The sequence below is a fragment of the Actinoplanes sp. NPDC023801 genome, assembly GCF_040639655.1.
Taxonomy (GTDB): domain Bacteria; phylum Actinomycetota; class Actinomycetes; order Mycobacteriales; family Micromonosporaceae; genus Actinoplanes.
In genome coordinates this window covers 69,109-92,042 of record NZ_JBFAAI010000036.1, presented here as the reverse complement: position 1 = coordinate 92,042, position 22,934 = coordinate 69,109, and the positions used below count along the sequence as shown (strand labels likewise).

At 70.3% G+C, this 22,934-nt stretch carries 20 protein-coding genes and 1 pseudogene; 7 read left to right on the top strand and 14 right to left on the bottom strand.

The features are described 5' to 3' along the window. Positions 1 to 348 (top strand): annotated as a pseudogene (locus AB0G04_RS39115) (hypothetical protein); the annotation flags it as partial. Between the two features lie 114 nt (positions 349 to 462). Here AB0G04_RS39115 and AB0G04_RS39110 read toward each other — a convergent pair. From AB0G04_RS39110 to AB0G04_RS39100, 3 genes are all read right to left on the bottom strand, one after another. After that, positions 463 to 705 (bottom strand): hypothetical protein, encoded by a 243-nt coding sequence (locus AB0G04_RS39110; RefSeq protein WP_360994048.1) that lies wholly within the window; start codon positions 703 to 705, stop codon positions 463 to 465. 478 nt (positions 706 to 1,183) lie between these two features. Next, the gene (locus AB0G04_RS39105; RefSeq protein ID WP_360994045.1) at positions 1,184 to 2,122 is read right to left on the bottom strand and encodes a DUF4332 domain-containing protein; all 939 of its coding nucleotides are present in this window, start codon (positions 2,120 to 2,122) and stop codon (positions 1,184 to 1,186) included. 185 nt (positions 2,123 to 2,307) lie between these two features. After that, positions 2,308 to 3,675 (bottom strand): APC family permease, encoded by a 1,368-nt coding sequence (locus AB0G04_RS39100; RefSeq protein WP_360994042.1) that lies wholly within the window; start codon positions 3,673 to 3,675, stop codon positions 2,308 to 2,310. Positions 3,676 to 3,733: 58 nt separating this feature from the next. On the opposite strand from AB0G04_RS39100, the gene AB0G04_RS39095 reads away from it, so the two are divergent. Further along, positions 3,734 to 4,150 (top strand): universal stress protein, encoded by a 417-nt coding sequence (locus AB0G04_RS39095; protein WP_360994040.1) that lies wholly within the window; start codon positions 3,734 to 3,736, stop codon positions 4,148 to 4,150. Between the two features lie 25 nt (positions 4,151 to 4,175). Here AB0G04_RS39095 and AB0G04_RS39090 read toward each other — a convergent pair whose 3' ends face one another. The 3 genes from AB0G04_RS39090 to AB0G04_RS39080 all read right to left on the bottom strand — a co-directional run bounded on the left by AB0G04_RS39090 (position 4,176) and on the right by AB0G04_RS39080 (position 7,481). Continuing rightward, positions 4,176 to 6,041 (bottom strand): glycosyl hydrolase family 28-related protein, encoded by a 1,866-nt coding sequence (locus tag AB0G04_RS39090; RefSeq protein ID WP_360994037.1) that lies wholly within the window; start codon positions 6,039 to 6,041, stop codon positions 4,176 to 4,178. 158 nt (positions 6,042 to 6,199) lie between these two features. Further along, positions 6,200 to 6,955, bottom strand: a complete 756-nt coding sequence (locus tag AB0G04_RS39085) for a class F sortase (protein WP_360994034.1) — start codon at positions 6,953 to 6,955, stop codon at positions 6,200 to 6,202. Between the two features lie 7 nt (positions 6,956 to 6,962). Next, entirely contained in the window at positions 6,963 to 7,481 is a 519-nt protein-coding gene (locus AB0G04_RS39080; RefSeq protein ID WP_360994031.1) for a hypothetical protein, read from the bottom strand. A gap of 205 nt (positions 7,482 to 7,686) precedes the next feature. Between AB0G04_RS39080 and AB0G04_RS39075 the strand changes: the two genes are divergently transcribed. Beyond that, positions 7,687 to 8,565 carry an ATP-binding cassette domain-containing protein gene (locus AB0G04_RS39075; RefSeq protein WP_360994029.1) on the top strand — a complete coding sequence of 293 codons (879 nt, stop codon included), beginning with the start codon at positions 7,687 to 7,689 and terminating at the stop codon, positions 8,563 to 8,565. Further along, complete coding sequence (locus tag AB0G04_RS39070; RefSeq protein ID WP_360994026.1) at positions 8,562 to 9,164, top strand: hypothetical protein; 603 nt, start codon at positions 8,562 to 8,564, stop codon at positions 9,162 to 9,164. The genes AB0G04_RS39075 and AB0G04_RS39070 overlap by 4 nt, the downstream gene beginning before the upstream one ends. A 103-nt stretch (positions 9,165 to 9,267) precedes the next feature. Here AB0G04_RS39070 and AB0G04_RS39065 read toward each other — a convergent pair whose 3' ends face one another. Continuing rightward, complete coding sequence (locus AB0G04_RS39065) at positions 9,268 to 9,765, bottom strand: DUF2510 domain-containing protein (RefSeq protein ID WP_360994023.1); 498 nt, start codon at positions 9,763 to 9,765, stop codon at positions 9,268 to 9,270. Positions 9,766 to 9,878: 113 nt separating this feature from the next. Next, complete coding sequence (locus AB0G04_RS39060) at positions 9,879 to 11,351, bottom strand: M28 family metallopeptidase (RefSeq protein WP_360994066.1); 1,473 nt, start codon at positions 11,349 to 11,351, stop codon at positions 9,879 to 9,881. A 220-nt stretch (positions 11,352 to 11,571) separates the two neighbouring features. Between AB0G04_RS39060 and AB0G04_RS39055 the strand changes: the two genes are divergently transcribed. Further along, positions 11,572 to 13,173 (top strand): alpha/beta hydrolase, encoded by a 1,602-nt coding sequence (locus tag AB0G04_RS39055; protein WP_360994020.1) that lies wholly within the window; start codon positions 11,572 to 11,574, stop codon positions 13,171 to 13,173. Positions 13,174 to 13,230: 57 nt separating this feature from the next. On the opposite strand, the gene AB0G04_RS39050 is transcribed toward AB0G04_RS39055, so the two are convergent. Genes AB0G04_RS39050 through AB0G04_RS39035 form a run of 4 tightly spaced genes read right to left on the bottom strand, consistent with a single transcriptional unit; the run spans position 13,231 to position 16,614 of the window. Further along, positions 13,231 to 14,007, bottom strand: coding sequence for an ABC transporter ATP-binding protein (locus tag AB0G04_RS39050; RefSeq protein ID WP_360994017.1), 777 nt, complete (start codon positions 14,005 to 14,007; stop codon positions 13,231 to 13,233). Between the two features lie 9 nt (positions 14,008 to 14,016). After that, positions 14,017 to 14,793 carry an ABC transporter permease gene (locus AB0G04_RS39045; RefSeq protein ID WP_360994063.1) on the bottom strand — a complete coding sequence of 259 codons (777 nt, stop codon included), beginning with the start codon at positions 14,791 to 14,793 and terminating at the stop codon, positions 14,017 to 14,019. Between the two features lie 58 nt (positions 14,794 to 14,851). Next, positions 14,852 to 15,655: an ABC transporter permease subunit gene (locus AB0G04_RS39040; RefSeq protein WP_360994014.1), complete on the bottom strand. Its 804-nt coding sequence runs from the start codon at positions 15,653 to 15,655 to the stop codon at positions 14,852 to 14,854. After that, positions 15,652 to 16,614, bottom strand: coding sequence for an ABC transporter substrate-binding protein (locus tag AB0G04_RS39035; RefSeq protein WP_360994011.1), 963 nt, complete (start codon positions 16,612 to 16,614; stop codon positions 15,652 to 15,654). Before AB0G04_RS39035 ends, AB0G04_RS39040 begins: the two co-directional genes overlap by 4 nt. Before the next feature lie 100 nt (positions 16,615 to 16,714). Between AB0G04_RS39035 and AB0G04_RS39030 the strand changes: the two genes are divergently transcribed. After that, on the top strand, positions 16,715 to 17,497 hold the full coding sequence (locus tag AB0G04_RS39030; protein ID WP_360994008.1) for an IclR family transcriptional regulator C-terminal domain-containing protein: 783 nt from the start codon (positions 16,715 to 16,717) through the stop codon (positions 17,495 to 17,497). Positions 17,498 to 17,501: 4 nt separating this feature from the next. On the opposite strand, the gene AB0G04_RS39025 is transcribed toward AB0G04_RS39030, so the two are convergent. After that, positions 17,502 to 19,019 carry a GGDEF domain-containing protein gene (locus AB0G04_RS39025; protein ID WP_360994005.1) on the bottom strand — a complete coding sequence of 506 codons (1,518 nt, stop codon included), beginning with the start codon at positions 19,017 to 19,019 and terminating at the stop codon, positions 17,502 to 17,504. A gap of 31 nt (positions 19,020 to 19,050) precedes the next feature. Between AB0G04_RS39025 and AB0G04_RS39020 the strand changes: the two genes are divergently transcribed. Further along, positions 19,051 to 21,387 (top strand): EAL domain-containing protein, encoded by a 2,337-nt coding sequence (locus tag AB0G04_RS39020; protein ID WP_360994002.1) that lies wholly within the window; start codon positions 19,051 to 19,053, stop codon positions 21,385 to 21,387. Positions 21,388 to 21,517: 130 nt separating this feature from the next. Here AB0G04_RS39020 and AB0G04_RS39015 read toward each other — a convergent pair whose 3' ends face one another. Beyond that, the gene (locus tag AB0G04_RS39015) at positions 21,518 to 22,846 is read right to left on the bottom strand and encodes a hypothetical protein (protein WP_360993999.1); all 1,329 of its coding nucleotides are present in this window, start codon (positions 22,844 to 22,846) and stop codon (positions 21,518 to 21,520) included. Between the last annotated feature and the right edge of the window lie 88 nt (positions 22,847 to 22,934).

Here is a 22,934-nt window from a genome sequence, read left to right as displayed (position 1 = left end):
CGCGGTCAAGCCGCGATCGACCGTCTCGCGCAGCGGTTCCCGAACGCGGTCATGATCCACACCCCGATCCACGCCTCCTGGCTCAACCAGATCGAGATCTACTTCTCGATCATCCAGCGCAAAGTCCTCACACCCAACGACTTCACCAGCCTTGACCAGGTCGAAGGCCGACTCACCGCCTTCGAGCAGCGCTACAACCAGACCGCCCGGCCGTTCAGATGGAAGTTCACTCCGGCCGACCTCGAGGACCTCATGGCCCGGATCGAGCGACACGAACAGAAAGAGCAGAACCTCCAGCAACCCGCCGGCTGCGATCACCAGCCTCCCGCACTCGCCCTGGCCGCATAACCCCCGAAGGATCTACGGACTCGAGCACTAAGGGCCGGCGAATCCCGGCCGATTCGTATCGCGCCGGGGCCGCACCCCCCGATCCGGTACGGCGGGGGAGCCGGGCGGCGGTCGTCAGCCGAAGACGTCGAGGAACCGGCCACTGCGCTGGAACTGGGCCACCGCGGCCGAGCGTTCCGCCTCGATGCGCGCCACCTCGGCCTCAGCCGTGACGACGGCGGCCCGGTCGGCCGTGATGACGGCGGGCCCGGCGGCGGTCGGCATCTGGTCGGTGACCAGCTTGGTGCGGGCGCTCTGCAGCCGGCTGTAGGCGGCCGAACTGTCGTAGGCCGAGGGGAAAGCGGCACTGACCTTCATGGTGGTTCCTCCGTTGCGCTCCGGGGCTGTCGTGTTCGCCGGTTGCTCTGTTCGCCCGTTGCTCTGCCCGCCGGGTTTGTTGCTCTTCGGTTGCGGTGCTCGCTGGGCAGCCGGATACATCGTCCGGCGCACTCCCGTCCTGCAACTTCTTCCAGTGAGCTGAGCAACAACCTTGCTGCAACCTGCCTCCGCGGGCCGGCGAAGACAGGTTCGGCGCGGCGTGGCAGCCTTCCAGGCTGCGATCACCCGGCTCCGGTACGGCCGGCGGGCGCCCCGGCCCGCGCGAGGATGTGCCTGGCAAGCGATCCCCGCAAGAGCTTCAGCGAGGAGCCGGAAGGTGCCCCCGGGCGAGGAGTCACAAGGTGGTCCCCGGCGAGCGGTCCTGGAAAGCCGGCAGGGCGTGACCCGGTGCCTCTCGGTTCACCGGCTCACGCCCTGCCGTATGGTCGCCGCGGTCAGACCGGGGCGGCGGTCGTGTTCAGCTGTTCACGCCGACCCGTTCGCGGGCCTTGTCCGGCCAGGTGGCCAGGCTCGCGGAACCGCGCATGCCGGCCGCGTTGATGGCCTGCTTGAGGCTGGTCACATCGGATTCGGCCAGCTTGGCGTAGGTGGTGATACCGGCGGCGGCCAGTGCCATCGCGACCTTGGGGCCGATGCCGGGGATCCTGGTGAGGTCGTCGGGCTGGGCGACCGGGGCGGGCGTGCCCACGAGGTCCGGCTCGGCGGTGATGACGGCCTGGGCCGGAACGACCGGCTCGGGCGCGGCGACCGGCTCCGGGGCGGCGACGGGCTCGGGGGCGGCGACCGGCTCGGGTGCGGCGACCGGCTCCGGGGCGGCGACGGGCTCGGGGGCGGCGACCGGCTCGGGTGCGGGTACGGGCTCGGCCTCGGCGACCGGCTCAGGGGTCGCGACGGGCTCCGGCGTGGCAACGGGCTCGTCCACGGCCGACTCCCGAATCGGCAGCTTCACGGTCGGCTCGTCGTCGGCGTCCCTTTCAGGCGCGGCGACGGGCTCAGTGATGACGGGCTCAGCGGCGACGGGCTCGGCGATGACGGGCTCAGCGGCGACGGGCTCGGCGATCAGCGCGCTCTTCTCGGCACCGGGAGCGTCCTCGGCCGGCTTCTCGGCGGCAGCGATCGACCCGTTCGCGGTGGCCGGGGTCGCGCCGGACCCGGCCAGGACGGACGATGCCGGGGAGAGCTCGGCCGGCGCGGATGCGTCGGCGGGGGACGGGGAGGCGGTAGCCGCGGCGTCATCGTCGTCGGCGGTCTGGGGCACGGCGACAGCCGGGGTGGTCTCGGTGGCCGGTGCGGTGGAGGGGGCCGGGGTGGTGGCGCCGACGCGGCGTCCCCAGACCAGCCATCCGCCTACCACGCCGATCACGAGCCCGGCAACAAAGTAGAGGAATGATGCCATATCGGGCCTCCGGACAGGAGAGGAGGGTGTTTGTGGTAGCGGGCAGCTTCGCACATCCCGATGAGCTGCCACGACGAGGGTGTCGACCAGTGTCGAACAGCTACCTACCTGCGACGTCCGGGGGTTTCGCTCCCTTTGGGGGAACGCGTCAGGCGGGACAAAGTTCCAACGACCCACGAGCCCGATCAGGTACGGGAGATCGCGCCCGGAATGTATCGGTTGGACAGATAAGTGATCACCCAGAGGATCACGCCGATGACAAGCAGTACTCCGGCGACCCGGTAGTCGGCCCCGGCCCGTCCGGACAGCGGGCTGGCCAGGAACGCGCACGCCACCGCGCCGATGACGGGGATCACGGTCGGCGCCCGGAAGTGCTTGTGCTCGACCGGGTTACGCCGCAGGACCAGCACCGCCACGTTGACGACGGTGAACACGCAGAGCAGCAGCAGCGCGGTGGTGCCGCCGAGCGCCGCCAGGTCGGCGAACCAGATGAGCCCGAACGCGATGAGGGTGGTGAACACGATGCCCACCCACGGGGTACGGCGGCGCCGGTGGACGCGCCCCAGGACCGTCGGCAGGACCCGTTCGTTCGCCATCCCGTACAGCAGGCGGCTCGCCATCATCATGTTGATCAGCGCCGAGTTGGCCACCGCGAACATGGTGATGAACGCGAAGATCGACAGCGGGAAGGCGGGAGCCCCGGCCTCGACCACCTTGAGCAGCGGCGTGTCGCCGGCGCCGAGATCACTGGGTGCGACCAGCGCCACCGCCGAGATCGCCACGAGCACGTAGATGACCCCGGTGAAGCAGAGCCCGATCAGCATCACCTTCGGGAAGATCCGGACCGGGTCGCGGGTCTCCTCGGCCATGTTGACCGAGTCCTCGAAACCGACCATGGCGAAGAACGCGAGTGCCGTGCCGGCCGTGACCGACAGCAGGACGCTCTCGCCCGGCGGTGTGTTGAACTCGGTGAGCCGGGACAGGTCGCCGTTGCCCCCGCCGAGCGCCCACGCGCCGATCCCGATGACGATCAGCAGACCGGTCAGCTCGACGCAGGTGAGCACCACGTTGGCCTTGACGCTCTCGCCGACGCCCCGGAAGTTGATAGCAGCGACCAGGGTGATGAAGCCGAGTGCCACCGCGGTGAGGGCGATGCCGTCGCCGAGCGACAGGTCGAACGCCTCGGCGAAGTTGCCCGCGAACGCCTTGGACGCGCTGGACGCCGAGGTCAGCCCGGAGCACATCACCGCGAAGGTCACCATGAACGTGAGGAAGTGCAGCCCGAACGCCTTGTGCGTGTAGAGCGCCGCTCCGGCGGCCCGTGGGTACTTGGTGACCAGTTCCAGATAGCTGAAGGCGGTGAGCAGCGCGACCACGAAGGCCAGCAGGAACGGCAGCCACACGGCACCGCCCACCTCGTTGGCCACCTTGCCGGTCAGCGCGTACACGCCGGTTCCGAGAATGTCGCCGATGACGAAGAGCAGCAAAAGAGCCGGGCCGATCACCCGGTTGAGTGTTGGCTGCTCAGCCTCGGACGAGGTCACATCCGCCATGAGTGCTCCCAGAAAAGGTCCACTGCGGATACGTGACGTTACCCGTACCTTGGGTGACATGCATATCGTGCTTGCCGTAAACCCTGCGGAGGAACAGCCGTGGGTGACCGACGCGGTCACCGACCTGGTCCGGCAGACCGGTGCGTCGGTTGCGGTCGTCGCGGTGGACGAGCTGGAGGCCGAACATCTGGCACCGATGCCGCGCAGCGTCTACGCGGAGCGTGCGCAGAAGGCGGCGGAGGCGGCGGCCACGCGGCTGGCGGCGGCCGGGATCGAGGCGACGCGTACGGTCCTGCCGGGCCGCCCGGCCGAGCAGATCATCCGGTTCGCCGGGGAGCAGCGCGCCGACCTGGTCGTGGCCGGTTCGAGCGTACGCCCGCGGGTGGCGCAGCGGCTGCTGGGCAGTGTGCCGCTGACCCTGATCGAGAAGGCGGGCCGTCCGGTGCTGGTGGTCACCCGTCCCGTATCGGGGTGACCACCAGCACTCTGCCGGACCGGTGTTACGGGACCGCGGGGTAGTCGGTCACGAAGACCGGCTGCCCGACCTTCGTCATGTCCGCGGCCTCGCCGACGCCGTTGACCACGTGGTCGATGGTGCCGGCGCTGAGGTTGACGGTCATGATGTGGTGCAGCTTGACGCCGGGCGTCTGCGGCACCTCGAAACCGTTCTCGGTGTGGATCGACGGGTTGTTCTGGTTGAAGACGTAGACGCCGCCGCCGTACAGCTGGTGCTTCTTGACCTTGTTGCCGACCTTGTAACCGGCGTAGCCCTCGACGGAACCGTTCATCCAGTCGGCCTGGGTGGGCGGGTCGTACGGGAGCTCGTTCTGGTACAGGACGGTGGTGCCGCGCTCGCCGTTCCAGACGGTGTTGTACTTCTGGAAGTGCTCGACGAACAGGCCGGTCGCCGTGACGTCGTCGCCGTTGATGACGGCGCCGTAGCGGCCGGTGTTGGTCCTCCAGCGGTCGGTGTCACCGTTCACGCCGTTGGTGAAGCCCTCGACGCCGTGGTCGCCGCGCCACACCCAGGTGTGGTCGATCAGCACGTTGTCGCTGTTCACCTCGAGCGCGATGTCGGCCTTGCCGATGTGCGGGCCGCCGACGCGGAAGTACACGTCGTTCAGCGTCGTCGGGTTGGCCGCCGAGCTGAACTGGAGGCCGTGCTTCTTGCCGACGCGCAGCAGGACCGGCGACTCCTTGAGGCCGGCATCGATGGTGACGCCGGCGACGACGACGCCCGGAACGCCGGCCACGTCGAGCGGGATCGACCCGTTGACGGCGGTCAGCGTGGCGTGGCCGAGGCCGAGCACCACGGTGTTCGGGCGGCGGACCTCGATGCTGCGGGCGATGTCGTAGACGCCCGGGGTCAGCAGGAGGTGCTTGCCGACCGCGAGGGCCAGGTTGATCTTCTGGACCGAGTCACCCGGCTTCGCGACGTAGAAGTCGGAGAGCGGGAGGGTACGGCCCGAGGTGTCGTCCCACGAGGAGCCGGCCGTGTTGCGCTTGGCCGCGGGCACGCGAACCTGGTACTTGCCCTTGGCGTCGACGAACAGGAACGGCTTCTCCCGGCTGACCGGGGTCTTGTCGAGGGTGGTGTACGGCGGGTCCGGGAACGCCGCGTCGTCGGGCGCCCCGGTCACACCGGAGAACACCTGGTTCCAGACGGCGTTGGACCAGCTCGCCACCTCGCTGTTGCGGGTGAGCCACTGCTGCTGCGAGCCGTTGGTGGTGGCCGGCAGCTTGGAGTCGGCGATGAAGCCGCCGCTGGCGTACTGCGGGCCGGCGGTGCAGTAGTCCATCAGCGACAGCGTGCCGCCGTTGAACTGGGTGCGGCGCAGCGAGACGGCCTGCGACACGGCCCAGAAGTTGGCCGTCTGGCGGCAGCCGTCCTGGCCGGCGCCGTTGATGTTGACGGTCAGGTTGGACAGCGTGCGCCAGAAGTTGACGAGCGCGATGCAGTTCGGGTTCGCGGGGTCGGAGCTGAGGCAGCGGTTGTACGCCTCGACCTTGCCGTTGATCACCACGTCGCCGGGCTTGGCACCGAGACCGCTGATCTCGGTGTAGTAGCCGACCTTGATCTGGAGCGGCTGCTCGGCGGTGCCGTACGTGCCGGGCTTGAAGAGGTACGCGTACCGTGCCGTACCCATCTCGTTGTCGACCTGCTTGGCGTAGGTCGCGTCCAGCGTGGCCTGGATCTCGGCGACCGGCGTGCTGGGGTCGAAGACGGTGACGTTCGGGCCGAGGTTCTGGGTGCCGGCGACCCATCCGGTGTGCGCGGAGGCCGGCAGTGCCGGCGAGACGGTGAGGGCGAGCCCGAAGGTGAGCGCCACCGCGGCGGCGCGGCGGATCGGGCGGGGTCTCGTCATGCGGAGGGGTTCCTTCCGAAACAAGATCGCAATGATGCCCGTCACAGAACCAACCGCTGTCGCCCCATGTCAAGCAGACCGATCCGGCATACCGGTTCGATCGGCATGAACCCCCCGGGTTCCGGAACCAAACTGGCCGAAAAGAGGGTCGGAACCGGTTACGTAACCGGGTCCGCGTACACCACGACGTTGCTCCGGTAGCTTCCCTCGCCGCGGTCGAAGACCCCGCCACAGGTGATCAGCCGCAGTCCCGGAGAAGCCAGGGGGGCGTACACCTCGCGGCTCGGAAAGTCCCGTTTCGAGTAGGTGGCGACCCGGGACACCACGAACTTCGCCACGGTGCCGTCCTTACGCCGTACCGCGATGGGATCGCCTGCCTTGAGCTCACGCAACCGGAAGAAGACCGCCGGGCCGTCCCGTGCCGTGTCCACGTGCCCGGCGAGCACCGACGCGCCGGGCTCACCCGGCGTCGGCGAGTGCCGGTACCAGCCGGCCGGCGCGTCACCACGCAGCGGCGGCACCTCGAGGGTGCCGTCGCGTCGCAGCCCCAGCTCCATGACCCCGGTGTCCACCCTGATCGCCGGAATCTGCAGGCGCACCGGAACCGACGCCCTCATCCCCTTCGCCGGTGAGCCCTCGCCCGCCGGTCCTTGCCCCGCCGGTCCCTTGCCCGCCAATCCTTGCCCCGCCGGCGGGGGTGGCACGTCGCCCGCGGGTCCTGTCGCGGTCGGCCCGTTCGCCGGAGACGCGGCGGACGGAACGGCCGGCACGGGGGCGAGGGAGGCGGGACCGGCCGCGTCGACCGGTGGTGGCAGGCCGTCCTCCGTGCGCAGCCCCAGGATCACGGTCCCGGTTCCCAGAACGGCCAGGACGGCGGCGAAGGCCGCCGCCCGCCCGTCACGGATGTGCGGCATGTCCCGGTCAGCGGTGGTGCAGGGGCCGGCGGAGGGCGTACGCGCCCGCGGCGGCCGCCGCGAGCAGCAGGAACCCGCCCGTCACGAGGAGGGTGAGCCGCCGCCCCGGAACCAGGCCGCCACCACCGGTGTCCACGCCACCCTGCGGCGTGGGCGGCTCCTCGGCGTCATCGGACGGCTCCGCGTCCGGCTCCGTGGTGGTGGCCGGCTCAGGCGTCGTGTCGCCGGTTGTCCCGTCGGGCGTCCCGCTCGATGTCCCGCCCGGTGCGCCCTCGCCCGGACCTGATGCTCCCGGCTGTGCCGCCCCGGGTGGTGGAGGAGCCGAGCGGACGGGCCCGGACTGCGCTGGGTTCGCGCTGGTCGTGGGCCCCGCGGCCGGGGGCGTGTCGCCGCCGCGGCCGCTGCACAACGCCAGCGTGGAAAAGAGCAGGATGAGCGCCAGAAGCAGCCCGGCGCCGACGGCGATCGCCCGGTTGCGCTGCACCGAACCCGATGCGCGGTGTGATGGAGTGCCGTTTCCGGACATGGCGTCCTTCCGCAGGAGGGCCGGACCGCGTGGTGGGCCACGCTAGCGTTCCTGTTCCCGATCGGGCAGCTGTCTATCCGTGATCGGTCACTTCGGACGGACAGCACCCACAAACCCCCGGCTGTGGCATGCCGCTGTCTCGAGCGCCTTGAGGCAGCGGTGGTGTGCAGCCGCGGGCTTGACAGTGGGCGCGAGAATGCCCGCCATGATCGAGATCCGGGATCTGACGAAGACCTACGGGAGGGTGGACGCCGTCCGTGACGTGACGTTCACCGCCGCTCCCGGCCGGGTCACCGGCCTGCTCGGGCTCAACGGCTCCGGCAAGAGCACCACGTTGCGGATCCTGCTCGGCCTGACCCGGCCGACCAGGGGCACCGCCCTGGTCAACGGCAAGCGCTACCGGGACCTGGACCAGCCGCTACGGCACGTCGGTGCGGTCCTGGAACAGGGCCTGAGCCATCCGGGACAGTCCGGTTACGCGCATCTGGTCACCCAGGCGCTGCTCGGCGGCATCGACCGGAGCCGGGTCGGGCCGCTGCTCGAGTTCGTGGGCCTGGAGGAGGCCGCCGCGAAGCGGACCGGTGACTACTCGCTCGGCATGCGGCAGCGGCTGGCAGTCGCGACGGCTCTGCTCGGCGAGCCGAACGTGCTGGTCCTCGACGAGCCGGCGAACGGGCTGGACCCGCCCGGCATGGCCTGGCTGCGGGAGCTGCTGCGGGCGCGGGCCGAGGCCGGCGGCACCGTGCTGATCTCCAGCCACCTGCTGGCCGAGCTGGAGCAGGTCGTCGACGACGTGGTGATCATCGGCCAGGGACGGATCCTGGCGGCCGGGCCGCTGGCCGAGCTGGCCGGCACGGCACGTCTGCGGGTCCGCGGCGGTGATCCGGTGCGGCTCGCCGGGGCGTACGAGAAGGCGGGCGCCGCGGTCGTACCGTACGAGCACCTTCTGTTCGTCTCGGGTCTGACGCCCGAGCAGGCCGGCGACATCGCGCTGGAGATTCAGGTCCCGATCTACGAGCTGGTGGCCGAGGCCGAGCACCTGGAGGACATCTTCATGAACGCGAACGTGGCGGAGGTCCGATGATCGCCGTCCTCCGCAGCGACCTCTACCGCAGCGTGAGCATCCGCTCGTCCTGGCTGGCGCTGATCGGTTTCGCGTTCATGGCCGCGCTGTTCGGCTGGTTCAGCAAGGAGGCGTGGTCACTGTTCGCCGGCATCGGTGCGTTCGGCATCGCCGTGACCGTGACCGCGCAGCACTATCAGCACCGGACCGCCGTGCTGGTGTTCCTGAGCCAGCCGCACCGCTGGCGGGTCCTGATCGCGCAGTGCCTGGTGGCGGCGGTGCTCGGCACGACGCTTGCCGCGGTCAGTGGCCTGCCCGTCCTGCTGGACGAGAGCGCCGCACATTACGCCTCGACGGTGCTGGTGGCCCCGGTGATGGCGGTGTTCGGTGCGCTGTGCACGACCGTGGTCCGGCACCCGATGTGGCTGCTGGGCGGGCTCTTCGCCTGGCTGCTGTTCGCCGAGGGCCTGATCAACCGGATGGAGAACGGGCTGCCGTTCGCCGCGTTCGCGCTGGCCTCGGCCGGCAACACCAAGGCGCTGCTGTTCCTGCTCGCCTGGACGGCGGCGGCGGTCCCGGTGGCGGTCTGGGCGATCCACCGGGATCTGGCCGGCGACTGATCTCCGGGCCGGGCGGGGCTGCAGCTTGGGGCGTGAACCCCGCCCGGTGGAACAAGCATGGCGGCCGGCGCTCTCACATCACTCTCGGAACGCTTCCGGACCCTCAGAACGCTCCCGGACCGATCAGAATGATGGCGACCAGGGCCAGCACCAGCGCGGCGATGAGGGCGAGCGCGACCGGTCCGGCCACTCGCCGCCACCCCGCGACCTCTTCGCCGCCGGATGCCGGCGCGACCGCGATCGAGTGATCGGGCTGCCGGGCGACCGCGTCGACCGGAGGCATCGAGTACGCGACCGCCGGGGCCTCGGGATGTGCCGGGGGAGCGGCCGGCCGGTTCTCCGGCAGGGCGTGCGGCCCGCTGTGCTGCGAACGCGCGGCCGGCTGGGTGGCGTAGAGCGGTACCTGCTCGGGATCATCCGGCGGGACCGTGTGCGGTCCGGGTGCCGCGGGTCCGCTCGGCGGCACGGGTGGGAAGTATCCGTTCGGCGGTGGCATCGGTGACCCGCCGGGCTGGACGTGGTCGGTCCACTGCCGGCCGTCCCACCAGCGTTGCGCCGGCAAACCGCTCGGATCGGCATACCATCCGGCGGACTGCGTCATGGGCGGTGCTCCTTCTCTGGCCGCGACGGGGGCTGTGGTGCCTCATCGGCGTCCCCGGAGCGGTTCTGAAGGTTTCCCGCCCGCCGGATGTGACCGGCGGGCGGGAGTCCGGCTCAGGAGCGGGTGATCACCAGGTTGTCGACGGCGGCCTCGACCAGTGAGGCGGTGCCGGCGTCGGCTGCCTCGACCTGCAGGCGGATCGTCTGCCCGGCGTACGACGAGAGGTTCGCCGTGGCGTTCGTCCAGGCGGCCGCCTTGTTCGCCGCGGTCGCCGACTGGGTGAGCACGGTCGTCGTGGTGGTGCCGGAGACGACACGGACCCGCAGGTAGTCGGCGCTGGTGGCGTTGTTGAGATGGGCCAGGTACCAGGACAGGCTGAGCGTCAGCGTGCCGGTGGGCAGCGTGATCGACGGGGAGGTGATGGTGCTGATCCCGCCGTCGAGGTCGTTGGCGCCCGCGCTGGCACCCGCCGTGGCGCCGGTCACCAGTGCGTACGTGCCGCTCGCGGCGGTGCCGAGCTGGGTGGTGACGCCGGAGCTGGTGGTGGCGGCCGGGTCCCCGCGTTCGAGCCGTCCGGCGGTGGCGGTGTCGGTGGTGCCCTGGGTCCAGCCGGTGGCGGTCTCCAGGCCGTCGGACCAGACGGTGGTGCCGGGCGGGGTGGTGGTGCCGCCGTCGGCGAGCGTCCACACGGCGTACGCGATGGCGTCGGAGTTGCGGTCCAGCGCGGTGTCGTTGACGTTCGTGATGGTGTCGCACGAGGAGTGGTAGCAGGGGTCGAAGCGCCCGGTGGTGCCGCCCCAGAGCGCGACCTGGGCGGAGGTCTTGCTGCCCTCCGCGCCGGTGAAGATGCCGCCGGCCGGGATGCCGTTGGCGATGAACGGGCCGTAGTCGCTACGCCCGTCGAAGTCGGTGCCGCGGGTGGGCACGCCGATCGAGGTGAAGTACGCGGCGAGGGTGGCCTCGATCTGCGCCGAGCCGGCCGGGCCGGGGCCGCTGCCGGTGCCGTCGGAGTTGTCGCCGTCGTAGAGGAAGTACCCGGGGTTCGGCGAGCCGATCATGTCGAAGTTCAGGTAGCCGCCGATGTTCGCCCGCTGTGCGGACGTCAGCGAGTTGACGTAGTACGTCGATCCCCGCAGGCCCAGCTCCTCCGCGCCCCACCAGGCGAACCGCAGGTGCCGGTCGGGCTGGAAGTTCGAGCGGGCCACCTGCAGTGCGACCTCGAGGATGCCGGCCGAGCCGGTCCCGTTGTCGTTGATGCCGGCCCCCGAGGCGACGCTGTCCAGGTGGCCGCCGATCATCAGGGTGTCGGTGGTGTCGCCACCGGGCCAGTCCGCGATGAGGTTGTACCCGGTCGTGCCGTTGTAGGTGAACGACTGCTGCGTGGTCGTGAAGCCGGCCGCGTCGAGCAGGTTCTTCACGTAGGTGACCGAGGCCAGGTAGCCGGGCCGGCCGTGGGCGCGGTTGCCGCCGTTGGCGGTGGCGATGCTCTGGAACTGGCTGAGGTGCGCCTTCACGTTGGCGACCGGGATGTCCGGCGCCGCCGCGGCCTGTGCCGGTGTGGCGACGGCGAGGCCGCCGGCGATCAGCCCGGCCGCGCCAACTATCGCGAGTACTCGCACGGGGTGGTCCTCCGTGTACTGAGGGGAACGGACGTGGCGAGCATCGCACCGGGAGGCCCTCGGGCGTTCATACCAATCAATACCTACTTTCGGTCCTCACACATGTGCATCTTCCAATGGCTAGGCTGCGGGAACCGCCCCTGGCCGGATCGGTCTCGGCGGGCGGCTCCACAACGGAAGGCAAGGGATGCGAAAAATCCTGGCGGCCACCATCGCCGCCTCCGTCGGTCTTCTGATCGGCGCCGGGACGATCCCGGTCGCGGCCACCGCGAAGGCCACCACCGCGAAGACTCCCGGTTACACCCCGCCGGCCATCGACTGGGGTACGTGTACGCGCCCGAGTCTGCAGTCGCGTGGCGCGCAGTGCGGTTTCCTGATCGTTCCGCTCGACTACCGCAAGCCGTCCGGCGCCAAGATCAAGATTGCGGTGTCGCGGATCAAGCACAAGTCGAGTGACGCCGACTACCAGGGCGTCATGCTCACCAACCCGGGCGGTCCGGGCGGCTCCGGCCTCGGCCTGCCGGTTCTCGGCGAGTACGTGCCGAACGGTGCCGGCGGCCTCTACGACTGGATCGGCTTCGACCCGCGCGGCGTCGGCTCGAGCGTTCCGGCCCTCACCTGCGACCCGGACTACGCCGGCTACAACCGGCCGTTCTACGTCCCGGTCACCCGTCAGCTGGAGAAGACCTGGCTGGCCAAGGCGAAGCAGTACGCGAAGGCGTGCGACGCCGCCGGCGGCGCGCTGCTCGACCACCTCAAGACCACCGACACGGTCGCCGACATGGAGAGCCTGCGCAAGGCCCTCGGCGTCTCGAAGATCAATTACTACGGCTTCTCGTACGGCACCTACCTCGGCCAGGTCTACGCGACGCTGCACCCGGAGCGGGTCCGCCGGTTCGTCTTCGACGGCGTGGTCAACCCGGAACGGGTCTGGTACGCCGCGAACCTGGACCAGGACATCCAGTTCGACAAGAACATGGACGTCTACTTCGGCTGGATCGCGAAGAACGACGCGACCTACCACCTGGGCACCAGCGCCAAGGCGGTGAAGCAGAAGTACTACGCGACGCTGTACTCACTGATCAGGAACCCGGCGGCCGGCAAGATCGGCCCGGACGAGTGGAACGACGTGTTCGTCTCGGCCGGCTACTACGTCTTCGGCTGGCAGGAGGTCGCCGAGGCGTTCGCCGCATGGGTGAACGAGAAGGACCCGGCGCCGCTTCTCAACCTGTACGCCGAGCCCGGCGCACCCGGCTCCGACAACGGCTACGCGGTCTACCTGGGCGTCCAGTGCACCGATGTGCAGTGGCCGCAGAACTGGTCCAAGTGGAAGCGGGACAACTGGGCGATCTACGCCAAGCACCCGTTCATCACCTGGAACAACGCCTGGTACAACGCGCCCTGCCTGAACTGGGGTGCCAAGGCCGGCAAGCCGGTCGAGGTGAACGGCAAGAAGGCCCCGCCGATCCTGCTGATCTCCGAGACCAACGACGCGGCCACGCCGTACTCGGGGGCCCTCGAGGTCCGCAAGCGGTTCCCGCGCTCGGTGCTGATCGAGGGCGTCGGCGGCACCACCCACTCGGGATCGCTGAGCGGGATCGCCTGCACCGACGACACCATCGCCGCCTACCTGGCCACCGGTGAGCTGCCGGACCGGGTCCGCGGCAACCGGTCCGACAAGCGGTGCGACCCCGTCCCGCAGCCGGACCCGGCCGCCGCCACGGCGTTCTCCGCCAGGACGGCCGCCGACGCGAGGACTGAGCTTCGCGAGGCGATCGGCGTTCGCTGATCAAGACCGAAGGGCCCGGTCATCCGTACGAGATGACCGGGCCCTTCGTCTTCGGTTCTATTGTCCAGCGTTCCTCTTGGCCGCCTGGATCTGCTCGTAGACCTTGGTCCGCAGCTCGATGAACCGGGCGTCGGCCCGGGTCGTCAGCTGGTCCCGTTCGTCCGGCAGGTCGATGATCAGCTCGTCCTGCACCACGGTCGGCGAGGACGACAGCATCACCACCCGCTGCCCCAGGTACACCGACTCGTCGATGTCATGGGTGACGAACAGGATGGTCACGCCGAGCCGCTTCCACAGTTGCCGGACCAGGTCCTCCAGGTCGGCGCGGGTCTGCGCGTCGACCGCCGCGAACGGCTCGTCCATGAGCAGCGTCTGCGGCTCGTAGGCGATCGCCCGCGCGATCGCGACGCGCTGCTGCATGCCGCCGGAGAGCTGCCACGGGTACGCCGACTCGGAGCCGGTCAGGCCGACCGCGTCCAGCGACTGCTCCACCAGCTCGGCGCGCCGCGCCTTCGCCACCTTCTTCTGCTTGAGCGGCAGCTCCACGTTGGCGCGCACGCTCATCCACGGGAACAGGCTGCGCCCGTACTCCTGGAAGACCACCGCCATGCCCGGCGGCGGGCCGTCGACCGCCTTGCCGTCGACCCGCACGTCCCCGGCTGTCGGGTCGAGCAGGCCGGAGACGCAGCGCAGCAGTGTCGTCTTGCCGCAGCCGGACGGGCCGACCAGGCAGACCAGGTCGCCGTTCTCCACGGTGAACGTGAGGTCGCGCAGCGCCTCCACCTCACGGGTACCTGACTTGTAGACCTTCCGCAGGCCCTTGACCTCGAGCATCATCGCCCCCTAGCCGGCGCGCTGCGCCGCGCGCAGGCCCTCGTACCACCGCAGCACCCGCCGTTCGGCGAGCCGGAAAAGCAGCGACAGCAGGAATCCGAGCAGGCCGAGCAGGATGATCCCGCTCCACATCTCGGGGATCGCGAAGCTGCGCTGGAACTGCACGATGGTGAAGCCGAGACCGTTGCTTGCCGCGAACATCTCGCTGATCACCATCAGGATGATCGCGATGGACAGCGCCTGGCGCAGTCCGGCCGCGATCTGCGGGCCGGCCGCCGGCAGCACCACGTGCGTGATCCGGGCGGTGCCGTTCACCCCGTACGAGCGTGCGGTGTCCAGCACCACGCCGTCCACCGCGCGGACGCCCTCGACCGTGTTGAGCAGGATCGGCCAGACGCACCCGAACACGATGACGGTCACCTTCATGCCGTTCCCGATGCCGGCGAACAGCATGATCACCGGGACCAGCACCGGCGGCGGGATGGCCCGGAAGAACTCCAGGACCGGCTCCGTCGTGGCGCGCAACCGGCGGCTGAGCCCGATCGCCACGCCGGCGCCGACCCCGATCAGGGCGGCCAGCAGGTAGCCGGCGACCAGGCGCAGCAGGCTCGGCGCCACGTCCGCCCGCAGCCGGTCGGCGGTCCAGGTGTCGCCGAACGCGGTCAGGATCTTGCTGAGCGGCGGTGCGTAGAAGTTCTCGCTGCCGGCGCTGAGCACGTACCAGCCGGCGAACAGGGCGATCGGCAGCGCGACCGCCAGTCCTGCCCTCCTGATCATGTTGATCATCACGCTGTGTCTCCTCGGGTATGCCCTCGCGGCCCCTGCTCCGCCGCGGTGCGCCCGGTCATGCCGGCACCTCTCCCCGCACGGACTGGTGCCAGGCGAGCAGGCGGCGCTCGCCGGTACGAGCCAGCAGGTTGATCAGGACACCGAGCACGCCGGTGACGACGACCAGGGCGTACATGGTGGGCACCGCGTCCGACGACTGGGCGACCGCGATGGCCTGGCCCAGCCCGGGCGAGCCGATCACCAGCTCGGCCGTGATCGCCAGGACGAGGGCCACCGAGGCGGCCAGCCGGATCCCGGTGAACACGTACGGCAGGGCCGTCGGCCAGAGCACGTGCCGGATCCGGGCCCACGCGGAGAACCGGAAACTGCGGGCGGTCTCGAAGGCGACCGGGTCCACGTCGGCCACGCCGTACAGGACCTGGACCAGCACCTGCCAGAACGACGCGTAGCAGACCAGCAGCAGAGTCGACTCGATCGCGGTGCCGTACATCAGCACGGCGAGCGGGATGAGTGCCACCGACGGGATCGGCCGCAGGAACTCGATCGTCGAGGCGGTCAGCGCCCGCAGGAGCGGCACCGAGCCGATCACCAGACCGGCCAGCACCCCGGCGCCGACCGCGATGGCCAGGCCCAGGGCCCAGGCGACCAGGGTGTCCGACAGCGCGGTCCAGAACGCCGGGTCGGCGGCCTCGTCAGCCAGCGCGGCCGCGATCGTGCTGGCCGGCGGCAGGTACTTCTCGTCCACCAGGCCCAGGCGCGGCACCAGTTCGAGGATGAGGAGCAACCCGGCCAGGCCGGCGACCCCCAGCAGAGCGGGGTTGCCGGCCTGGGCCGGGGAGCCACGGCGGGCCGTTGTCACGGCAGGAGCTTCGCCAGGTCCGGGGTGCCGCTGAAGATGCCGTCCTTCTCGCCGAGGGCGATCAGGGTCTGCAGCGACGCCTCGTTGATCTGGGCCGGCCACTTCGGCAGCACGAGCGACGCGCGGACCTTCTCGTCGATCTTGGTGTAGGTGCCGAGGATCGTGCGTACCTCGTCCGGGTGGGCGTCGGCGTAGGTCAGCGACTCGTTCATCGCCTCGGTGAAGCGCTTGACCAGGTCGGGGTCCTCGGCGATCAGCTTCTGCGAGGTGAAGTACGCGGCCACCGTCAGGTTCGGCGCGACGTCGACGTAGGTAGAGGCGACCTCACGGCCACCGGCCGCCTTGATGGTGGACAGCTGCGGCTCGACCACCCACGCGGCTTCGACCTCGCCCTTGTCCAGCGCGGCCGGCATGTTCGGGAACGGCATCTCGACGAAGCTCACCGTCGACGGGTCGCCACCGACCTTGCGGATCGACTCACGGGTGGCGGTGTCGCCGATGTTCTTCAGGGTGTTGACCGAGACCTTCTTGCCGGCCAGGTCCTTGGCCGTCTTGATCGGGCTGTCACCCTTGACCACCACGGCACCGAAGTCCTTGCCGGCCTCGCCGGTCGACGCGACGCCCGCGGCGACGACCTTGATCGGCAGGCCCTTGGTCTGGGCGATCAGCAGCGACGTGAAGTTGCTGAAGCCGAACTGGGTCTGGTTGTTCGTCACGCCCGGCACGATCGCCGCGCCGCCCGCCGCGACCTCCAGGGTCAGCTCGATGTTCCGGTTCTTGAAGAAGCCCTTCTGCTGGCCCAGGTAGATCGGGGCCACGTCGACGATCGGAATGACACCGACCTTGACCTTGTCGACCCCGCCCTCCGCGGTCGAGCCCCCGCCGCCGGACTCGGAACCGCAGGCCACCAGGGAGCCGGCGAGCATGGCCGCCGCGAGCCCCGCGAGAAGACGCCGCATATTTACTCCTTCGAAATCTGTGCGCATGACGAACGTGAGTTCTCATGGAGAACGCTATGATGTGTCCCGTGTCACGTCAACGACGGGGTTCGATCATCTGATGCCGCGCGAACCGTACTACGTTCAGTCGCTGGAACGGGGACTCGCCGTCATACGCGCGTTCGACGCTCAGCACGCCGACCTCACGCTCAGTGACGTCGCCCGGCTCTGCGGTCTCACCCGTGCCGCCGCCCGGCGCTTCCTGCTCACGCTCACCGACCTCGGCTACGTCCGCACCGACGGCCGGCTGTTCTCGCTGGCACCGCGCGTGCTCGAGCTCGGGTACTCGTATCTGTCCAGCATCTCGCTGCCCGAGGTCGCCGAACCCCACCTGGAACGCCTGGTGGCCGAGGTCCGCGAATCGTCGTCCATGTCGGTGCTCGACGGTGACGATATTGTGTATGTCGCCCGTGTCCCGACAAGTAGGATCATGCGCGTCGCGATCAACGTGGGCACTCGCTTCCCGGCATATGCCACCTCGATGGGCCGGGTGATGCTCGCCTGGCTGCCGGAGCCCGAACTCGAGTCCTACCTGTGCCGGGCCCGGCTCGAACAGCTCACCGACCGGACCCTCTGCACGCCGGAAGCGCTGCGCGCCGAACTCACCCAGGTCCGGCTGCAGGGGCACTCGGTCGTCGACCAGGAACTCGAGGAGGGCCTGCGGGCCATCGCCGCGCCCATCCGGGACCGCGGCGGCACCGTCACCGGGGCCGTCAACGTCTCGGTGCACGCCGCCCGCGCCACCGTCGAGGAGATCCGCGACCGCATCCTGCCGCCCCTGCTCGCCGCCACCGCCGCCATCGAGGCCGACCTGCGGATCGCGTCCCGGCGTTCCGCGGGGTGACGTCTCAGGCCACCACGGCGCTGTCGTACTCGTGGTGCAGATAGGCGGAGCCCGGGACGCGTTTGGCGGCGTACATCGTGGTGTCCGCCGTCCGCAGCAGCTCCGCCGGGTCGTCGCCCGTCGTGCCGCCGGCGATGCCGATGCTCGCCCGGATGCACAGCGACCGGCCGCCCACCGGCACCGGCTCGCGCAGCCCGGCCAGCACCCGCTCGGCCACCGCGGCCGCCTCAGCACACGTCGAATCGGGCAGCACCAGCACGAACTCGTCCCCGCCCAGCCGTGCCGCGGTGCCGCCCGGCCCGGTCGCCGCGGCCAGGGCCGCCCCCACACGGGTCAGCAGCAGGTCACCCGCCTCGTGGCCGTAGGTGTCGTTGATCTCCTTGAACCCGTCCAGGTCGAGCAGCGCCACATGGGTGGTCCCCGGGCCGCGCAGCGACTCCTCCAGCCGCCGCTGGAACAGCGCCCGGTTCGCCAGCCCGGTCAGCGCGTCATGCGACGCCGCGTGATCCAGCCGTTCGACCAGCCGGGAGTTCTCCCGCAGCGCCGTCATCTGCCGGTAGGCGACAATGCCGGTCAGCGCTACCGCGGTGAACGCCACCGCCACCATGTCGTCCGAACCCTGCCACGCGTTCACCAGCAGCAGCACGTCCACCGCGGCGACCGCCACGTACGGCAGCACGCTGTACGGACGCTTGCGGACCGTCGCACGGGGCACCGCCTGCCACTGCGCCTCGGCCGCCTTCGCGGCGAACCACATCACCAGCGGAATCTCCAGCTGAGCCACGAACAGCCGATCCCCGGCCGCCGCCACGACCGGCTGCAGCATCGGGGCCAGCGCGCCGACCGTAGCGGCCAGCGCCAGCAACCGCAGCCCACGCTTGTCGATCGGCGAATGTTCCGACATGACCGCCTTGGCCAGCGCGAACACCGTCAGGCTGGTCAGCACCGTGAGCGCCAGCGAGACAAGCACCTCCGGGGTCGTCCCGGCCCGCAACGCGGCGCGGGTCCCGAAATGCCAGCCGAACACCGCCGCGGCCAGCGCCACCGACCCGGCGTCCAGAGCGATCAGCGCGCCCGAGCCCGGCCGTCCGCCGCCCGGCAGCCGGATCAACGCATGGATCACCGCAAGCAGGGCCAGGGCCCCGAAGATCAACATCAGGGGATGGGTGTACGAGGTACGCGCGCCGGGATGCGTCAGGACATCCACCGCCTGCACCGTCTGCCCCGCGGTGACCACCATCGGCACCGGGGTCAGCCGCCTCCAGAACGCGACCGTCGGCCCCGGCAGGCCCCGATTACGGGACACCGACCGGAAAGCGGCCGACACCACCAGCCCGCACACCGGAATCGGCACCCACAACAGCCAGGCCGGACCGACCGGTGCCATCACCGTGACGGCGAACCACACCGCAGACACGGTGAGAGCCACCAGGCACATTCGGCTGTACTTGTTCACTCGCTCCCGCTCCCGCACGTCCTTGCGAACCAGATCGGCCGAGGCCGGAGTGACCTGAGTACTCACATTCAAGGTCAGCCGACCGAACCTGTTTGATGTGCCGAGTTCTCCACGTTCGACCGGGTGGCTGGTCTGGCTTGTCTGCGGGCTGGGCGCGGCCGTGGTGTACAGCTTGCTGTCGTACGGATGGGCCTCCGTGGTCGTCTCCACCCTCGTCTCGACGGCCTCGTGCGCCGTGATGGTGGCCGGCGCCCGCCGCCACCGCCCCGCAGCCGCCGGCAACTGGTACCTGTTCGCCGCGGGCGTCGCCACCTGGGTCCTCGGCGACATCGTCTACGCGTCACACATCCTGCTCACCGGCACGATCGCCTACCCGTCCTGGGCCGACGCCCTGTACCTGGGCGCCTACCCGATGCTGACGGTCGCGTTGTTCCGGCTCACCCGGGAACGCCTGCCCGGTGGCCGCTACCTCTCCGGCAACCTGATCGACTCGGCGATCATCGGCGTCGGTATCGGCATCGTCTACTGGACCTTCATGATCGAGCCGGTGGTCGTCGACACCGGCGTCCCGGTCCTCACCCGCGCCGTCACCGCCGGATATCCCGCCGCCGGCGTGCTGCTCTGCGCTGTCATCACCCCGATCCTGCTGCGCCGCGGCCGCCGCAGCCCCAGCCTGTGGCTGCTCACCGCGGGCAGCGCGATCACCCTGGCCGGCAACGTCGTCTACACCCTGCTGCCCGGCCTGCTCCCGGCCACCACCCTGTACGCCGGATACCTGCTCGCCTACGCCTGCTGGGCCGCCGCGGCCGCGCACCCGTCGATGGCGCAGCCGGTCACCGGCGACCGCGACAGCCTCGGCCGCAGCCGTCTGCTCGTACTCACCGCCTCCACCCTGCTGGTCCCCGCCGTCCTGCTGGTCCAGGGCGAACGCGGCGGCGGCCGGGTCAGCTGGGCCGCCGTGGCCATCGGCTCGACCGCCCTGTTCCTGCTGGTGGCCACCCGGATGAACGGCTACATCTCCCGCGTCGACAGCCAGGCCCGGCAACTGCGCCACCTCGCCATGCGCGACGACCTGACCGGCCTGCCCAACCGCCGCGACTTCGAGCAGCGCGCCGCCGCCGCGGTGGCCGCCGCACCGTGCCACCTGATCATGATCGATCTGGCCGGCTTCAAACACGTCAACGACCGTCTCGGGCGGGCCGCCGGCGACCAGGCCCTGATCGCCGTGGCCGAACTGCTCCGGCAGAGCCTCCGCGACGGCGACGTGGTCGCCCGGATGGGCGCCGACGAGTTCGCCGTCCTGGTCCCCGACACCCTCGACGGCGACGGCCGGACCGTCGCCGGACGCCTGGCCGAGGTACTGCGTCACCCCATCCACGCCGGCGAGCACGAGCTGCTCCTCAACGCCCGCCTCGGCGTGGCCTCCTCCTCGCCACCCGGTCCCTCGGGCGCTTCCGCCGGGACCTCCGGTTCTTCCGCGTCCGGCGTGGCCGGGGTTTCCGGATCCTCCGCGGCCGGCGTCTCCGGCTTTTCCGCGGCGGGTTCGGCCGGGATCTCCGCCGCCGAGCTGGTGCGCCGGGCGGACACCGCCCGCTACGCGGCCAAGGCCGCCGGCGGTCAGCTAGTGGAGTACACGCCCGAACTGGACGAGCGCGCCGAGGCCGCGGAACGCCTCGGCGCCGACCTGAGGCACAGTCTCGACGACGGCGACCTCCAGGTTCACTACCAGCCGATCGTCGACCTCCGCGACGCCCGCACGGTCGCCGTCGAGGCGCTGGTGCGATGGACCCATCCGGTACGGGGCCCGGTCAGCCCCGCCGCCTTCATCCCGATCGCCGAGGACAACGGCCTGATCGTCGAACTGGGCGAGTGGATCATGCGAACCTCCTGCCGGCAGCTCGCCGAATGGCGCCGCACACTCGGTGACCGCGCCCCGCGTTACATCAGCGTCAACGTCTCGGCCCGCCAGCTCAGCGAACCCGGCTTCCCCGACGTGGTCATGACCATCCTGGCCGAGACCGGCATCGAACCGGCCGCGCTCCTGGTCGAGGTCACCGAGACGGCCATCTTCGGCGGTGGCACCGCCATCGATGCGGTCGAGACCCTGCACCGTTCCGGCATCCGGATAGCCCTCGACGACTTCGGCACCGGCCATTCGTCGCTGGGCCTTCTCCGTACCGTCCCGGTGGACGTCATCAAGGTCGACAAGTCCTTCGTGGACGAGATCATCGAACCCGGTCGCCGGGCCGTGATCGTCGACGCCCTGATCCACGTGTGCACCGGACTGGGCCTGCTCGCCGTGGCCGAGGGCGTGGAAACCGCCGAACAGGCCGGCTACCTGCGCGACCTCGGCTACCACTACGCCCAGGGGTACTACTTCGGCCGCCCGGCTCCCGACCCGATCACCCGGGCGCCGGCCACCCTCCCGGCCTGACCGCCCCTCCCAGCCGCCTCTCAGCCGCCGGACCGCGTTCCAGGTGGAGTGCCGGCAATCCCCACTGCCCATGGCCTGTCCCAATGCGGGGCCCGATCAAATCCTGTCGCTCAGCGTCGGGGCGCCGGATTTACGGCGATGCGCCGGGCATGTTCCGCCACGGAACAGGGCGGGTGATCCGATGCCACCACCACCGGTCCGGCACCGAGCCGGTACGGGATGCGAGCGCTTCGCCACCGTCGTCCACGGTCGCCGCGGCGAAGCGTTCGTCGATCGTGGCCAGCGCCTGCGCGAACGCCACCCGGACCGGCTCGGGCAGGGCCTCGGCAGCGTCGGTCAGCAGGTCACGGGTTTCCAGATCCTCCCGGTAGTACTCGGGCGGATACCACCCGTCCGGATACCAGCCCGCCACGAGCCGGGCGACGAGTCCTTCCCAGACTGCGAGGTACGAGGTCGCATGCCGGGCAGAATCGGCGGTAGTCGACGACATACCGAACCGCGAACGGAGATCGTCGACCAGCGGCGTGGGTAACCGGTAGTGCCGGATCACTTCCGGCACGGCGGCGACGGTGAGCTCCCCTGCCCCGGCCAATCGATGTTCCACCGCGTCGATGCGGTACAGGGTCAGATCGCCATCCGATTCGTCGTCCTCGATCCTGGCACGGGCTCTCCGGCCGTCCGGACCCACGAGCCAGAAGGCGTCGGGCGGAATCGACAGCGCCTGGTAGGCGCCGGCCGTTCCGAGCTTCCCGGCCAGCCAAGCGGCGGCGGCCTCCTGCGAAGGCCGTTCGGACATCTCGTCGGCCGCATGAATGTCGAGGTGCTGCCGCAGATCACCACCGATACGGGTGACCGTGCACAGGATCGGTGCCTCCCAGTTCCGGTCGTCGCTTTCGTTGGTGTCGACATCCACCGATTCGATGGGCAGCGAGAACAGGTCGGCGAGCGCGGTGGCGAGCCGTGCTCGAGTCGGTTCGTCGTGGAGCCAGAGGAGACAGCTCACGGGCAGCGGGTCGACCGCGACCCTCGGCAGCCGTTCCACCGGAGTCTCGACAGCGCCGATCCGATATCCCGACTCCAGAAGGTTCCCGTCCTCGTCCTCGTCGACGAGCCGGGCGCGGACATGCCGGCCCTCCGGCCCGACCAGCCAGTGGGCGCTGGGCGGGAACTCCTCCGACTTGTACGCGACCAGCGTGCCTACCCGGCGAGCGAGGAGCCCGGCGGCATCCGCGAGGGACGGAGACGAAATGCTGTCAGCGAAGTAGACGTCCAGGTGCAGCCGCAAGTCCCCGTCCAGCGGTGTGACGGTGCAACTGATCGCCCGGTCCCATTGCCGGTCGTCCTGCCCGTCATCACCGACGTCCACCGCCTCCACCGGGAGCGAGAGCACGCCGGCCAATGCCGCGGCGAGGACCGGCCGCTCAACATCGTGCAGCATCAGGAACAGGTAACCGGCCATCGTTCTCCCGCTGTTCAGCTTGCCGGTGGCGCAGATCCCGCCGGATTTCGTTGCGGCTGCGGCTGCGGCGCTGCGACGTGACCGCCAC